14 protein-coding genes and 1 pseudogene are annotated in these 14,788 nt (G+C 68.5%); 11 read left to right on the forward strand and 4 right to left on the reverse strand.

Annotation, left to right across the window (positions count from 1 at the left end; all coding sequences use genetic code 11):
* The 3 genes and pseudogenes from F3J10_RS04115 to F3J10_RS04125 form a co-directional block, all read left to right on the forward strand.
* A pseudogene (locus tag F3J10_RS04115) lies at nt 1-301 on the forward strand (hypothetical protein); the annotation flags it as partial.
* 216 nt (nt 302-517) lie between these two features.
* Nucleotides 518-2,278: a hypothetical protein gene (locus F3J10_RS04120; RefSeq protein WP_167241167.1), complete on the forward strand. Its 1,761-nt coding sequence runs from the start codon at nt 518-520 to the stop codon at nt 2,276-2,278.
* Between the two features lie 115 nt (nt 2,279-2,393).
* On the forward strand, nt 2,394-2,981 hold the full coding sequence (locus F3J10_RS04125; protein ID WP_166910697.1) for a pyridoxamine 5'-phosphate oxidase family protein: 588 nt from the start codon (nt 2,394-2,396) through the stop codon (nt 2,979-2,981).
* 25 nt (nt 2,982-3,006) lie between these two features.
* On the opposite strand, the gene F3J10_RS04130 is transcribed toward F3J10_RS04125, so the two are convergent.
* Nucleotides 3,007-3,936, reverse strand: coding sequence for a LysR substrate-binding domain-containing protein (locus F3J10_RS04130; protein WP_036054860.1), 930 nt, complete (start codon nt 3,934-3,936; stop codon nt 3,007-3,009).
* Nucleotides 3,937-4,379: 443 nt separating this feature from the next.
* Between F3J10_RS04130 and F3J10_RS04135 the strand changes: the two genes are divergently transcribed.
* From F3J10_RS04135 to F3J10_RS04150, 4 genes are all read left to right on the forward strand, one after another.
* The gene (locus F3J10_RS04135; protein ID WP_166910696.1) at nt 4,380-5,528 is read left to right on the forward strand and encodes a diguanylate cyclase; all 1,149 of its coding nucleotides are present in this window, start codon (nt 4,380-4,382) and stop codon (nt 5,526-5,528) included.
* Between the two features lie 119 nt (nt 5,529-5,647).
* The gene (locus F3J10_RS04140; protein WP_167241169.1) at nt 5,648-6,136 is read left to right on the forward strand and encodes a low affinity iron permease family protein; all 489 of its coding nucleotides are present in this window, start codon (nt 5,648-5,650) and stop codon (nt 6,134-6,136) included.
* A 136-nt stretch (nt 6,137-6,272) separates the two neighbouring features.
* Complete coding sequence (locus F3J10_RS04145) at nt 6,273-7,073, forward strand: SDR family oxidoreductase (RefSeq protein ID WP_166910694.1); 801 nt, start codon at nt 6,273-6,275, stop codon at nt 7,071-7,073.
* Nucleotides 7,074-7,388: 315 nt separating this feature from the next.
* Nucleotides 7,389-7,982 carry a TetR/AcrR family transcriptional regulator gene (locus F3J10_RS04150; RefSeq protein WP_167241171.1) on the forward strand — a complete coding sequence of 198 codons (594 nt, stop codon included), beginning with the start codon at nt 7,389-7,391 and terminating at the stop codon, nt 7,980-7,982.
* 91 nt (nt 7,983-8,073) lie between these two features.
* On the opposite strand, the gene F3J10_RS04155 is transcribed toward F3J10_RS04150, so the two are convergent.
* On the reverse strand, nt 8,074-9,195 hold the full coding sequence (locus F3J10_RS04155) for an iron-containing redox enzyme family protein (protein ID WP_167241173.1): 1,122 nt from the start codon (nt 9,193-9,195) through the stop codon (nt 8,074-8,076).
* A gap of 287 nt (nt 9,196-9,482) precedes the next feature.
* Between F3J10_RS04155 and F3J10_RS04160 the strand changes: the two genes are divergently transcribed.
* The 4 genes from F3J10_RS04160 to F3J10_RS04175 all read left to right on the forward strand — a co-directional run bounded on the left by F3J10_RS04160 (nt 9,483) and on the right by F3J10_RS04175 (nt 12,351).
* Nucleotides 9,483-9,884: a hypothetical protein gene (locus F3J10_RS04160; RefSeq protein WP_167241175.1), complete on the forward strand. Its 402-nt coding sequence runs from the start codon at nt 9,483-9,485 to the stop codon at nt 9,882-9,884.
* Between the two features lie 321 nt (nt 9,885-10,205).
* On the forward strand, nt 10,206-10,388 hold the full coding sequence (locus F3J10_RS04165; RefSeq protein WP_025097459.1) for a hypothetical protein: 183 nt from the start codon (nt 10,206-10,208) through the stop codon (nt 10,386-10,388).
* A gap of 13 nt (nt 10,389-10,401) precedes the next feature.
* Nucleotides 10,402-11,799 carry an ATP-dependent RNA helicase DbpA gene (dbpA, locus tag F3J10_RS04170; RefSeq protein ID WP_167241177.1) on the forward strand — a complete coding sequence of 466 codons (1,398 nt, stop codon included), beginning with the start codon at nt 10,402-10,404 and terminating at the stop codon, nt 11,797-11,799.
* A gap of 222 nt (nt 11,800-12,021) precedes the next feature.
* Nucleotides 12,022-12,351: a hypothetical protein gene (locus tag F3J10_RS04175; RefSeq protein WP_166910691.1), complete on the forward strand. Its 330-nt coding sequence runs from the start codon at nt 12,022-12,024 to the stop codon at nt 12,349-12,351.
* Between the two features lie 109 nt (nt 12,352-12,460).
* Here F3J10_RS04175 and F3J10_RS04180 read toward each other — a convergent pair whose 3' ends face one another.
* Together F3J10_RS04180 and F3J10_RS04185 are read right to left on the reverse strand one after the other, a co-directional pair.
* Nucleotides 12,461-13,153, reverse strand: a complete 693-nt coding sequence (locus F3J10_RS04180) for an SDR family NAD(P)-dependent oxidoreductase (RefSeq protein ID WP_167241179.1) — start codon at nt 13,151-13,153, stop codon at nt 12,461-12,463.
* 314 nt (nt 13,154-13,467) lie between these two features.
* Nucleotides 13,468-14,673 (reverse strand): porin, encoded by a 1,206-nt coding sequence (locus F3J10_RS04185; RefSeq protein ID WP_025097456.1) that lies wholly within the window; start codon nt 14,671-14,673, stop codon nt 13,468-13,470.
* Nucleotides 14,674-14,788 lie beyond the last annotated feature (115 nt).

Consider the following 14,788-nt stretch of genomic DNA (forward strand, 5'->3'; position numbering starts at 1 on the left):
CAATGGCGGGCCGGGCGGCGCGGCCTATCAGTCGCAACTCGGCGATTTCGCCATGCTGCCGCCGCTCAAGCAGCAGGCGATCCGGCGCGAGCAGCGCGTGGTCTCGGCGATCGCGCGCGAGGCCGCCCCCCCGACGCCGACGCGCGACACGGCCGCGCCGGTGCAGACTCCGGCCCCAGCACGCACGGCGACGCCGGCCCCCCAGACCGAAACGCCCTATATCGACGAGGACGGCGACGAATTCTTCGACGCGCGCGATACCTTCGAGGAACAGGCCCCGCCCGCCACCGGGCGCGCCTGACGCCGGCATCGGCCATCTTGCCGGCGTGTGACAACGGCCGGTGCGCGGCGTCATGGCTTCGCCGCGCGCAACTCGGTTTCGCATTTGATTTCCTGCTCGGCTCGCGCACTCGCTACCGTTGGCTGAAACAAGGCCGGTGGCTGCGCAGGAGCGCGTCGAACGGCCCATCGCAACGAGAGGGCCAACATGCCGCCAGGAATCAAATCGAACAGCCCGGTGCTCGCACCAACGACCACCGCGACCACCGAAACGCCCAACCCGGCATCGACTTCGCATGTACCACCGCCGCCCTCCCCGACCCGGCAAGCCTCGAACCAGGCGCTGAAGGGGCTGCAGGGCCAGGAGGACGCGCGCGGCTCGGAAGGCGAGGGTTCGCGCCAGACGCCCAGGTTCAGCACCTCCACCCGTTCCGCCACCTCGCACCCGCCGCCGGTCGCGCCCAAGCCGGTGGCCTCAAGCTCGCGGCTCGCGCCGCCATCGTCGAAAATGCAGGCGCGCCGCCTGCCGGCGCAGCGCGCGCCGCAGCACCTGCATCGCGAGGCCGCGCAGACGCTGGCCTCGAGCAGCCAGCACGAGCCGAGCACGGCCACGCTGGCGATGCAGCAGATGATGCCGAGCATTCCCGAGGACGCCGAGCTGGGCCCGCTGACGCCGGCCGAGCAGGACCTGCTGACCCGCATGCGCGAGGTGGCCTCGGGCAACGAAAGCACCGAGATCGGCGGCGCCGACATGGCGCTGGCGATGCGGCACATGATGCCGCGCGTGCCGCCCGATGCGGTCCTGCACGGGCAGCACGGCGCGATGAGCCCGGCGGAGCGGCAACTGGTGGGCCGCATGCGCGAGATGGCACGGATGGTCGACCAGATGGAGATCGAGCCGCTCAGCGAGGCGCAGCTCGACCGCCTCGAGGCGGGCCTGATGAACACGCCGGTCAAGCAGCCGACCACCGAGGGCGAGAAGCAAATCCACCAGGCGGTGACCCAGTTCATCACGGACGTCGCCGAGAACAATTTCGACAATCGCGCCGGCCGCCTGGCCACCTCCTTCGCGCACTCCCTGCTCGCGCGCATCCCGTCCGTGGCGGTCACCACGCTGTTCCGCCAGATGGCCGGGCAGGGTTTCGGCAAGGAAATGGAGCACCTGCCCGAGGGCGTCAAGACCATGATCTCGGTGCTGCTCACGGCGGTGCCGCTGGCCATGATCTTCGCGGGCAAGATGCGCGACGACAAGAAGGGGATCGCGACCGACCGCAGCAACAATTCACGCCTCGCGCTGATTGCGATCGGCGGCACGCTCGGCCTGGCCGCGCTGGCCACCCAGAGCATGGGCAAGTCGGCCCCGGCGCTCGCGCAGTTCGTGCTGTATTGCCTGCTGCGCGACGGCGTGCAGCGGTTCGTCTCGGTCGGACCGAAGGACAAGGAGCAGCCCGCGCCGTCGCCCGTGCGCTCGTTCGGCGCCGGCGCGGTCTACGCGGGCGACCAGATGGCGGCCGGCACCGGCATGAGCGAGCTGGCCCCGCACTCCGGCGCGGGCGCGGCCGACCTGCCGCCGCAATGGGCCAACTCGGCCACGCGTGCCGGCCTCAACCTGGGCGGGGAAGTGGTCGACGACCTGGTCTCGAACGGCATCGCGAGCGGCGACATACCGCGCCTGGTGGCCGAGCTGAAGAAACCGACCATGGAGGACGTCAAGGACACCGCGGTGGGCGCCTTCCCGGCACGCACCACCTTGTTCACCAGCAGCGCGCTGCTCTCGCAGATCCTCTCGGACACGGTGCTGGCCGGCAAGAGCGATTCGGTGGCCAACAACTGGGGCAATGCCGCGGTCGGCCTGCTGCTCGGCCTGGTGATGTACATGCCGTTCGCGCAGATGGGCGCCACCAAGAAGCCCGACGAGCCGAGCACGGCGAGCATCGAGGAGCTGCCCGATACGCCCGAACCCGAGCTGCCGCGTCCGCCGCAAGCCCACCTGGCCTGAGCCTGGGCACCACCCGGGCAGGGTCGGCGCGCCGGCCGCGCCCGGTTGACCGCCACGGCGCGGCTCGCTATCGTGCTCGGCACCTCGCCAGCCGGCGCGCCGCCCGCCTCCCGCCATGACCGACCTGCTCCCCCGTATCTGGACCCTGCTCGCCGAAGGCGCGAACGCGGGCCGCGAGCGCTCGCCGTTCACCATGCTGCAACTGGCCACGCTCGGGCTCGACGGCGCGCCCAGGGTGCGCACGGTGGTGCTGCGCGGCGTCGATACCGGGCAGGGTTCGCTGCTGTTCCATACCGATGCCCGCTCGGCCAAGCTGGCCGAACTGCGGCATGACGGCCGCGCCGCGCTGGTCGGCTGCGATCTCGCCGGCGGGCTGCAGATTCGCGTCGAAGGCACGGCGAGCGTGCTGGCCGACCAGGCCCGGCGCTTGGCGATCTGGCAGGCGAGCCGGCCGCGCACGCTGATCCTCTATCGCGCGCCGCTGCCGCCGGGCACGCCCGTCGCCGCGCCGGCCGATGCGCATCCTGCTTCCGCCGCTTCCGCCGACGCAGCCGACGACGCGCTCGACGGCTTCGCGAACTTCGCCGTGATCGAGCTGCGCGCCGAGACGATCGACTGGCTCGACCTGGCCGCCGACGGCCATCGCCGCGCGCGCTTCGTGCGCGAGCCGGCAGGCTGGCAAGGCAACTGGATCGCGCCCTGAGGCCGAGGCCGACGCCCCGGGCACGTCAGATCCGCAGCGCGTCGCTGCCCTGGCTGGCGCGCTCGTGGTCGCGCTGCGAGAACAGCCAGTCGCGCAGGTCCCGCAGCGGCCCGCTGTCGGCCGCGCCCTGCGGATGCACGACATAAAAACCGAGCGACAGGGGAAACGAGAAATCGAGCACGCGCCGCAAGCGGCCGGCGGCGATGTCGCGCTCGACCAGCGGCTCGCTGGTCAGCGCGATGCCCTGGCCGTCGATCGCCGCGTCGATGGCGAGCGAGGACTGGTTGAAGCGCGGCCCCTTGGCCGGATCGACGGCCGGCCCGGCGCGCAGCGCCTCCAGGAACTCGGGCCACAGATCGTGCGCGTCGTGCAGCAGCACCTGGCCGGCCAGCTCGTCGACGCGGCGCACGGGCCGCGCCGCCAGCAGCGAGGGCGCGGCCACCGCGAACACCTCGAGCGGAAACAGCAGCTCGGCCGCCAGCCCCTTGCCGAACGGCGGCTTGCCGAGCCGGATCGCGATGTCGACGCCGTCGCCGCGAAAGCTCGCCAGCTTCTCGTCGGCGATCACGCGCACCTCCAGCGCCGGCTGCGATTCACGCAACTGGGCGAGCCGCGGGATCAGCCATTTCGAGGCGAACGAGGGCGCGGTGCTGATGCTCAGCGTGGACGGGCGCCGGCTCAGCGTATCGGTTGCGTCCGCAACGATCGCGAAGGCGCGCTGGACCGCCGGGAAATAGGCGCGGCCGTCGGCCGTCAAGGCCAGCCCGCGCGGCAGCCGGTCGAACAGCGGGCGCTGCAGCACATCCTCGAGGTGCCGCACCTGCTGCGCGACCGCGCCCTGCGTCACGCCGATCTCCTCGGCGGCGAGCCGGAAATTGAGGTGGCGCGCGGCCGCCTCGAAGGCGCGCAGGGCGTTGAGCGGCGGCAGGCGGCGATGTTTCGGGATGCGGGTCATACGGGAAGCGCCGGGCCCGGCGGGCGGCGGCGATCTGCGGGACGAAGCGGGCATTCTAGCGCCGCGTGCGCGATCGGCGCCGACGCCTCGCGGCGGGCACGCCGCTGCGATCGCACCGCCGGGCCGCCGCGCTCACGCGCTTCGCCGTCCTGAGCGTCGGCGCGGACACGCTTTCGCCACGATCGCGCGCTAAAACAGGCGCTTTTCGTCTGCCCAGGGCTGGTAGACTTGCAGGCGGCGCCCAGTGCGCCACCACGCAGGCTTGGCGCGTCGCGCCGGCGCGCGCGTCGGAACCGTCCAGCACCCGCGGACGGCGGGGCCCGACGGCATGACCGCACGCGAAGCGTTCGGCCGGTCACGCAGTTCGCCGCAGTCGCCTGCCCGATCCCAATAGCGCCGCCCGCCGTCCACAAGCTGGCCGCGACTCGACGAAGGACCGTCACGTGCAGAGCAGGACCGAAGTTTACTCGTTGCCCCGCGGCCGGCTGGCAACTTGGCTGGCCGAGCCTGGCCGGGACACGCCGCACGAGATCCGCGTCGCGCTGGTCGGCACCCTGTTCGGCACGCTGCCGATCTTCTTCGGCGGCGTCTTCAACACCATCGCCGTGGCCTGGGCCCTGGAGGCCCGTCATCCCACCACGCTGTTCCGCATCTGGCTGTTCGGCGAGATCCTGATCTGCGCGATCCGCTTCGTGGTGCTGATCGTCTCGCGCCGGCGCGCGCTGCAGCACCGCCCGACGCCCACCGATTTCTACCTGAGCCTGGCACCGCTATGGGGCGCCTCGGTGGGCTATGGCGCCTTCATCAGCGCGATCAGCGGCGACTGGGTGGCGGCCACGCTGTCCTTCCTGTCGGCCGCCGCGATGGTGGGCGGCATCTGCTTTCGCAACTTCGCGGCGCCGCGCCTGGTGGCGGTGATGATCGTGCTCTCGCTCGGCCCCTGCGCGCTGGGCGCGCTGATCTCGGGCGAGAAGGTGCTGCTGCTCACCCTGGTGCAGATCCCCTTCTACCTGTTCGCGATGAGCGGGGCCGCGCGCCGCCTCAACGCGCTGCTGATCTCGACCATGAAGGCCGAGCGCGAGAACAGCCATCGCGCGCGCCACGACATGCTGACCGGCCTGCTCAACCGGGCCGGCCTGTTCAATGCCGCCAACGGCAACGCGCGGGCCCGGATCCACGCCGGCATGACCCTGCTCTATCTCGACCTGGACGGCTTCAAGCCGGTCAACGACGCGCACGGCCACGAGACCGGCGACACCCTGCTGGTGCAGGTGGCCGAGCGGCTGATGCGGCTGGCCGGCCCGGAGGCGCTGGTGGCGCGCATCGGCGGCGACGAGTTCGTGATCGTCGACACCTGCCGCGACTACGACACGCCGCGCGACTTCGCCCACGCCATCGCCCGCGAGATCGCCCGGCCCTTCGAGTTGGCGCCCGGCATCACGGCCAGCGTCGGCGCGAGCGTGGGGATCGCCTCCGTGTCGGGCGAGGGCACCGATATCGATTCGCTGCTGCGCATCGCCGACGCGGCGATGTACGACGCCAAGCGCAACAAGAAGGGCGACGCGCCCGAGGGCGTCCAGGCGAACGGCTGAGCGCCGCGCCACCGGCGATTTGCCCGGCCGTTGCGCCGCGAACCCGCCGCGGGCCGGCGGCCAGGCGATCGGCCGCGCTGTGCCATCATCGACACTCCCGATCCGGAACGGAGGCGACGATGCGCACGCAATGGTTCTCGCGGTTCTCCAGCTTTCTCTCCACCACCACCGGCCGCCCGGCCACCTTCATCCTGGCGGTCGCGCTGGTGCTGATCTGGGCCGTCTCCGGCCCGCTGTTCCACTTCAGCGACACCTGGCAGCTGGTGATCAACACCTCCACCACCATCGTCACCTTCCTGATGGTGTTCCTGATCCAGAACACCCAGAACCGCGATACCGCGGCCATGCAGATCAAGCTCGACGAGCTGATACGCGCGTTCGACGGCGCCCACAACGCCCTGCTCGACCTGGAGGAACTCGACGAGCACGACCTCGACCGCTTCCGCCGGCACTACGAGCGGCTGGCCGAGCAGGCACGCAAGGCGCTACGCGAGGGCCGGCCGGACACGGATTCGCCCTTCGTCGAGACCGACCGGAACGACAAGGACAACAAGGACAACAGCGACAAGAACGACAAAAACGATCGGGACGGCCCGCGACGAAGCTGAGGAAAAGCCGCGCCGGGGCATGGCACGAATCATGTCCATCTACGTCATTTGAGACAAAACGGAAGCTTGCCAGAATGCGTACACCGGTTCGACGACGAACCTCCCCCGAAACGCAGCAAGCTCCTGGAGAATGACCATGACCTCATCCCGCCCCGGCACCGCCCTCGTCACCGGCGCCTCGTCCGGCATCGGCGCCCTCTACGCGGAACGCCTCGCGCGCCGCGGCTACGATCTGGTGCTGGTGGCCCGCCAGCGCGACCGGCTCGACGCGCTGGCCAAGCGCCTGGGCAACGAGACGCAGGTCGGCGTCGAAGTGATGGCGGCCGATCTCAACGACCGCGCCGAACTCGCGCGGGTCGAGGCGCGGCTGCGCGAGGATGCCGGCCTGAGCCTGCTGGTCAACAACGCCGGCGTCGGCACCCACACGCCGCTGCTCGACAGCGACGTCGAGCGCATGACGAGCATGATCGAGCTGAACGTGACGGCGCTCACGCGCCTGACCTACGCGGCCGTGCCCGGCTTCGTGGCGCGCGGCGGCGGCGCCGTGATCAATATCGCCTCGATCGTCGGGATCGCGCCGGAAGTGCTGAACGGCGTGTATGGCGGCACCAAGGCCTTCGTGCTCGCCTTCAGCCAGTCGCTGCATCACGAGCTGGCCGCCAAGGGCGTGCGCGTGCAAGCCGTGCTGCCCGGCGCGACTGCCACCGATTTCTGGGCCACCGGCGGCTTGCCGATCGAGCATCTGGACCCGGGCATCGTGATGCCGGCCGCCGAGATGGTGGACGCGGCCCTGGTCGGCTTCGATCGCGGCGAGCTGGTGACGATTCCGCCGCTGCATGACGAGGGTGCCTGGCTGGCCTACGAAAGCGCGCGCCGCACGATGTCGGGCCAGTTGTCGACGAACTCGGCCGCGCCGCGTTACCGGAACGCTGCCTGAAAACAAACGGGGCGCGATCCGTCGAAGGATCGTGCCCCGTCGTCATGCCCGAACCGGCGGTCCAATCTCGCACCCTGGCGGTGCATCCGCGGCCGCCCGGCACGAAACATACGCTCGCAACGCGAAACAACACGCCGTAACGCGCGACGCGGCGTCGCGAACGCGCCACGGCAAGCGAAACCTGGCCGGTTCAAGGTAATCTATGCGTCACACCCGATTCCCCGTTCCGGCCCCGCCGAGCGGTGCGACGGCGGCATGCGGCTCCCGATTTCCGGGAGGGTCCGCCACTCCGGGTGGCCTAAGGAAGTCGGACGCATGAGCACCAAGAAGCAGAGCATCGTCGATACCGCTACCCGCCTGTTCGCCGAAAACGGCTATCACGCAGTGGGGATCGATCGCATCATCAAGGAATCGGGCGTCGCCAAAATGACCCTGTTCCGCCATTTCGCCACCAAGAACGACCTCATCTCCGAGGTGCTGTCGCAGCGGGCCCGCTCGGCCCTGCAGTCGATGGCCGACTCGATCGCCACGCGGCAGTCGTCCGAGGAGCAGTTGCACGAGCTGTTCGACTGGCACCACCGCTGGTTCACCTCGCACGACTTCTCGGGCTGCATGTTCGTGGGCGCGCTGTCGGAGTTCCACGAGGATTCGGGTGACATCGTGCGCATCTCGGTCTCGCAGAAACAGGGCCTGCGCAGCTTCGTGCAGGGGCTGCTGCAGGACCTGGTGCCGTCCGCGCTGGTCGAGCCGCTGGCGCGGCAGATCGTGATGATCCTCGATGGCGCGATCATCGCCGCCACCAGCGGCGATCGCGATCATGCCGCCGGCGAAGCCTGGGAAGCGGCCGAGCGGCTGATCGCCGCCTACCGGCTGACGCCCCAGCACCGGGAAGCCGCCACGCTCAACTGAGCAAGGTCGCGCCGCCGCGCGCCGGGCCAGGCCGACGCGCGGGCGCGGTTCTCTCAGGCTCCATTTATTCTGCTTGCCGCCCAGGCCTGCCTCAGGCGAGCGCGGCGGGTTCGAGCGCGGCCAGCCTGGCATACAGCGCGTCGTAATAGGCCTCGCAGCTCGCCAGGCGCAGCGCGGCCCCGAACACGATGTCGTCGCCGACCGCCGGCGTCTGCTCGACCACCGGCACGATCACGTCCGCCAGCCAGCCTTCCGCGTGGACGATGTCGATCGTCACATGTTCCTCGTAATACCCCAGCTCCCCGGCGCCGCCGAAACCGACGCGCCGGCAGCCGCGCACCAGCTTTTCGTAGTGGGACGGATCGAGCAGCTCGGTCATCGCCATCACGCCGAGCAGCTTGAAGTAATGGGCGCGGTTCAGGCTGGTCAGCATGAACAGGTTGTAGCCGGCATGGCCCTCCACCTGGAGCTGGCTGGCATGGTTGTCCTCGGCCTGGCCGACGCCGACCACGTCGAGCAACTGGCGGAACAGGCTGACATGGCTCAGCGTGGGGTTGCCGCGGCCCGATTCGTCCCACAGGTTCTGCACCAGCTCCTTGCGCACCTCGACACGCGAACCGATCAGCGAATACAGCAGCAGGTCGAAGAAGCGGATGTTCAACGCGCCGTCGCTGCGGAAGAAGGCGACGATCTGCTCGCGGCTCGCTTCGGTCTCGAGGAAATCGAACAGCGGATGCGCGGCCGCGCGATGGCCGGACCACAGGGCCTTCAGGGCGCTGACCACCTCGGCGCTCGCGGTGGGCGCCGTGCCCAGGCCGAGCCGCTCGCGCTCGCTGCGCAGCCAGGCCCGCTCGATCAGGGCCCGTGCCTGCGTCAGCAGCGGATTGAACTGGTGACGCGCGCGCGGATCGGTGCCGTCGGCCACGTGCAGGTCGTAGAGCTGGAACAGCGCCTGGTGCGCCTCGGCGAGCGCCTCGGGGTCGCGCGCGCCGAAGGCTCGCGACAGCGTGGCGCGCACCGCGGCGAGAAAGCGCTCGCCGCTCTCGGGGGTGGCGTCGGGCCAGTCGTCGAACGCATCCGAGTCGCACAGCAGCGCCACGGCGGCGGGCAGGCTCAGCATCGACGCTTCGTCCAGCACCGCGTCGATCCGCGTTGAGTCGGCCGTCTCGCGCTCGAACGCGCGGAACGGGAGGTCCTGAGCCGTCGCTGCCATTTCGTGTCGCATGCTGTCCTGATGATTCGTTGTGCCTTATGTCCCTCGACGCCTGTCGTCGAAAAAGTAAACATACGCGCGAGCATTCTACATAAACGAAATGACAGTGAGTGATACACACGGGTTTATCCCGTGAGATTAAGAAATCCGCTTGCGATCGAGCCCGCTTTCCAGTACGCCAGGGCCGCCTGACAACGATACCGCCGGTATCATCATGAGATTCGAATCAATCGCGGCACTGCCGCTCGCGATGGAAAAACGATACCGCCGGTATCATTTTTTATTCAATGACGGCCAATGGCGCGATTGCCGGGATTCAGGAAAATAGGAATACCTCGCGGCATTCGGACGATGGAAAAAAGAAAAGCCGCAATTGCGGCTTTGATGAAAAGCGCGAGCGCGTGTCCACGATCGCTTTGCCTTTGCTCGGTGGTATGCGCGCCGCAGCGCGCCGGCCGGGCCACCTGCCGAGCCGGGATCCGCCGCGTTCGTCGTCCGTCGCGGCGAGAATCCGGCTCTTGCCCCAGCGCCGTTTCTTTCTCTCAGGTTCTCTCGTTGTTCTGCCAGCCCCCTGGCGCCATGCGCCTGGAGTTCGGGTCCTGCATCCTGCTCGCTTTCGATTGCCTGCCGAAAGATTCGATATGCCGACGGCGGGAATCGATTCCATATCAGTTGAAGCCACCGATTAAGCAAGACAGGTCGGTATCGGCGCAGAGAATACCTTGAGAATGTTCGCCATACAAGAGGGTGGGCGGTATCACCCCGGGCCGGCAAAAACGGCTTGACCAGCGCGAGGCTTTCGGAATCGAAAGCCTCGCGGCCGCGCATCCGTTAAAATCGCGGCACGCGCGATCCGCCGATCGCCCTCAATCTCACCCGCGCATCGACGCCCCGTCCTCGCCACGGCCGCCCGCATCCGCGCCGTCGCCCGGATGCCGCAGGCCGCCGTCGCGCGGCGCCCGGCCGGCCCCGCTGGTCCGGAGCGCCATCGCATCCCGTTGGAGAAGACCTTGTTCACTTGCAGAAACCAGAGCTGCGGCACGCCGTGGGAGCTCGCCGACGTCGTCATCAAGGACGAAGGACAGGGCGACCTGTTCCGCTGCCCGCTGTGCGGCGCGCGCAATTACCTCTATCGCTACGAGGACGAGAACGGCAATCCCGTCTACGAGCAGATCGAAGGCCGTCCCTTCTGAACCCGGAGCCACGATGACCCAAGCCACGCCCAACCGGCCGTTCAGCGAGCTCGCGCTCTCGCCGGCGATGCTCGCCAATCTCGAGCAGCTCGGCTACACCGAGATGACGCCGATCCAGGCCGCCAGCCTGCCGCTGGCGCTGGCCGGCCAGGACCTGATCGCGCAGGCCAAGACCGGCAGCGGCAAGACCGCCGCCTTCTCGCTGGCGCTGCTCTCGCGCCTGGACACGCGCCGCTTCGACGTGCAGGCGATGATCCTGTGCCCGACGCGCGAGCTGGCCGACCAGGTCGCGCAGGAAATCCGCCGCCTCGCGCGCGCCGAGGAGAACATCAAGGTGCTGACGCTGTGCGGCGGTACGCCGATGCGTCCTCAGGCCGCCAGCCTGGAGCACGGCGCGCATATCGTGGTCGGCACGCCGGGCCGCATCATGGACCACCTCGAACGCGGCACGCTCGCGCTCGGCGCGCTGAACACGCTGGTGCTCGACGAAGCGGATCGCATGCTCGACATGGGCTTCTTCGACGATATCGCGACCGTCGCGCGGCAATGCCCGACCGAGCGGCTCACCCTGCTGTTCTCGGCCACCTATCCCGAAGGCATCACCAAGCTGAGCCGGCAGTTTCTTCGCAATCCGAAGGAGATCAAGCTGGCCGAGCAGCACGACGCGCGCAAGATCCGCCAGCGCTTCTACGAGGTGACCGAGGACGAGCGCCTGCACGCGGTGGGCCAGTTGCTGAATCATTACCGGCCGGCCAGCACCATCGCGTTCTGCAATACCAAGCAGCAGTGCCGCGACCTGCTCGACGTGCTGAGCGCGCAGGGCTTTCATGCGCTCGCGCTGCATGGCGAGCTGGAACAGCGCGAGCGCGACCAGGTGCTGATCCAGTTCGCGAACCGCAGCTGCTCGGTGCTGGTCGCCACCGACGTGGCCGCGCGCGGGCTCGACATCGCCCAGCTCGAGGCGGTGATCAACGTGGACGTGACGCCCGACCCCGAGGTGCACGTGCACCGGATCGGCCGCACCGGCCGCGCCGACCAGGAAGGCTGGGCCTTGAGCCTGGCCAGCATGAACGAGATGGGCCGCGTGGGCGGCATCGAGCAGGCCCAGGGGCGCGAGGTGGAATGGCAGCCGCTGGCCTCGCTCACGCCTGCCAGCAACGAGCCGCTGCTGCCACCGATGGAGACGCTGCAGATCCTCGGCGGGCGCAAGGAGAAGATCCGGCCCGGCGACGTGCTCGGCGCGCTGACCGGCGATGCGGGCTTCCAAGGCTCGCAGATCGGCAAGATCAACGTAACCGAGTTCTCGACCTACGTGGCGGTGGAGCGCAACGTGGCGCACGAGGCGCTGCGCAAGCTCAATGGCGGCAAGATCAAGGGGAAGAAGGTCAAGGTGCGGTTGATGGACGAGTGAGGCAGTAATGGGGTGCCGCGGTGGAAGCTGCGGCATCTGGCTATTGGCGGCGAAGGTCAAACCCGTGGCAGGAGCGATGAGATAGACGCGTCGCATTGCCTCCTGTCTCACCGATTCATCACGTAATCAACCAGGCCTTGATAAATATCCAGATAAGTTAAGACTGCGAACGATATGCTCCGATCTCGCCGGCGCGAAGCAAATCCTGTTTTGGGAAATCAAGTGAAACGACTTACGGTGTCACTGGGTGGTTTGCTGTTCGGGCTGCTCGTCACATGGGCTTTCTTCTACGCATTCAGCCGTCTCCACTGGCATGGCGAATCCAGGCACGTCGCGACCGGCTGCAGCGAATTGGGAAAGTGCCCTATTCCGTGGTGGAGCGTGCCGCTGGTGATTGGCTACCTCTGCGGCCCGGCAATCGCGTTTTGCCTGCTCAACGCGGTCGCCTGGCGACGTTGGTCAGCCCGGAAATGGGTTGGTGGAGGAGCGGTCATTCTCGCCTTCACGGCAGCTTTGTACGTCACCGACAGCTTAATGAAGCAATCCACCTGAATCGTGCATCCGCTCGAGTTCGCTGCGCGGCGAGCAAGGAACGACAAAGTAATCCAGCGCTCGCCCCGAGCCTCGCCGCAACGATCGGAGCGCTCACTCCACACTCACCTCACCAAGGCAGCGTCTCTCCAAACCGATCGACGAAACGCAAGCCCGCCTTGCCGCGATTGCGTTCGACCATCTCCACCACCTTCGGGATGCTTTCCTCGATCGACAGGCTCGCCTCCTCCCCGCCCATCTCCGTGCGCACCCAGCCCGGCGCCACCAGCAGCACCGCGCGGCGGTTGTCGGGACGATGCGCGAGATGGCACTTGACCAGCATGTTCAGCGCCGCCTTGCTCGCGCTGTAGAGATCCCAGCCGCCCGGGTTGTTGGCGATGCTGGCGAGTTCGGAGGACATGATCGCGATCGTGCCGTCGGGCTCGACGCCATCCTCCAACCCCTCGATCAGCCGCACCGGGCTGAACGCATTGACACGCATCATCTCCAGGAAATCGGCCTCGGGCGCATTGCCCGGCGTCAGCCCGATCGAGCGCGCGATCCCCGCATTGACGAACAGGATGTCGAGCCGGCGCGTGCCCAGCCGTTCGCGCAGCAGGCGCGCGCTGTCGGCATCGGCGATATCGATGCCGGTCTCGATCGCGAGCGTATCGGGATGACGCGCGCGCAGCGCGTCGAGCGCCGGCGACGGGCCGCGCACGGTCGCGATCACGTGCGCGCCGCGCCGGCAGTATTCCTCGGCCAGCGCGAGCCCCAGCCCGCGCGATGCGCCGACGATCAGGACGGTGGACGCCTTGCTCATGTGATGTCCTCCCAGGCGGAACGACGGTTGCGGGCGCAACCGTCCCGGCATGGCCGGAATCACGATTGTGCGGCGGCACGCGCGGGCCGGCCATGCCGCGCAAGTCATCGCCGTCATGACGGATCGTCAGGCAAGGCGCCACGCCTCACGCACGACACACGCAGGAAGCAAAAACCAGGCCCCAAGAAAAATGCCGTCGCCACGCACGAGGCGCGACGACGGCCGAAGGACGGCCCGCTTGGACGGGCCATCGAGGATGTGAAGCTCGGAGAACTGCGCGGGGCGGCAGCTCACGCCGCCCCGTGATACATCGCTCAGAAGCGCGTGATGATGCCCGCGCCGACGGCGACCTGGCTGCGCGACGAGGACGGCGCGCTGTTCTGGCCGTCGCCGATGTCGGCGGTCGCGTTGATGATGCTGCCGCCCAGGGCCAGCGTCTGGCCGCCCGCGCGCTGATACGCTTCCAGCAGGTAGAGGCCGGTGCGCTTGGACAGGTTGTAGTACTGCGACAGGTTGAACTGGTGGTAGTACGCTGCGTGCTGCACGCCGTTGGCGAGCGTGGCGCGCGTGTAGCTATAACCCGCCGCGAGGTCGAGTGCCGGGGTCGGCTTGAAGTGCAGCACCGCGCCGGCCGTGTTGAAGATCGCCGTGTTCGCGAACTTCGAGCCCGAGCCCGGGATGTATTGCACGTTCGAGTACGAAGCCGTCACGTCCCACTGCGAGTTGAAGGTCCAGCCACCGGTCACGGCCAGGCGCTGCTGCGCGGCAGCCAGCTGGTAGCCGTTGTTGATGCCCGAGACGCTCGGCTCGGCGCCGCCGTTCGATGCCGTCGAGTTCGCACCCCAGGCGCCGCCGTTCACCGTCGAGTTGTTCAGGCGCATGAAGCCGACCGCGATGCCTGCGGGGCCGACCGCGTAACGCGCGCCCACGCTCCAGGTCGAGCCGTTGTTGACGCTGCCCGGCGTGCCGCCGAACGCGTACGAACCGCCGAACGTGAAGCCGTAGTACGTCGGCGACATGTAGACCAGCGAGTTGTTGACGCGGTAGGTCGTATCCAGGGAGTCGATATCACCCGGGTGCGCGCCGTATGCGCCCGTCAGCCAGGTGGTCGGGCTGTACGGCGAGAGCAGCGTGTAGTACGCGGTGTACTGGCGGCCGGCCGTGAACGCGCCCAGGCGTGCGTCCTGCAGACCGACATAAGCCTGGCGGTTGAACATCAGGCCCGAGACCGATTGCGCGCCGGTGGCGCTGTTGAAGCCTTCTTCCAACTGGAAGATCGCCTTCAGGCCGCCGCCCAGGTCCTCGGAACCCTTCAGGCCGAAACGGCTGCCGGCCCAGATGCCGTTGACCATCTTGACGACCGACTTGCCGCCTGCCGTCGCGCCCAGCGCGGCCTGGCTGCTCTGCCAGCCGATGCCCGTGTCGACGATACCGTACAGCGTCACGCTGCTTTGCGCGTGCGCGACGCCCGCGGTCAGGCCGGTGAGCGTAGCTGCCGCCACCATGATGCGTTTGTTCATTGCGTCCCCTCTGTTTCCAAAGCCTGCACCCCGCAGGCAGATACGATCGCTTGTCAGTCGCGCCGCGAGTCGACGGCGACTGGTCTCCAAATGAAGAGCCTTGTCCGCGTACTTG

Origin of the sequence: Burkholderia sp. Cy-637 (assembly GCF_011753175.1) — a bacterium.
Lineage (GTDB): Bacteria > Pseudomonadota > Gammaproteobacteria > Burkholderiales > Burkholderiaceae > Burkholderia > Burkholderia gladioli.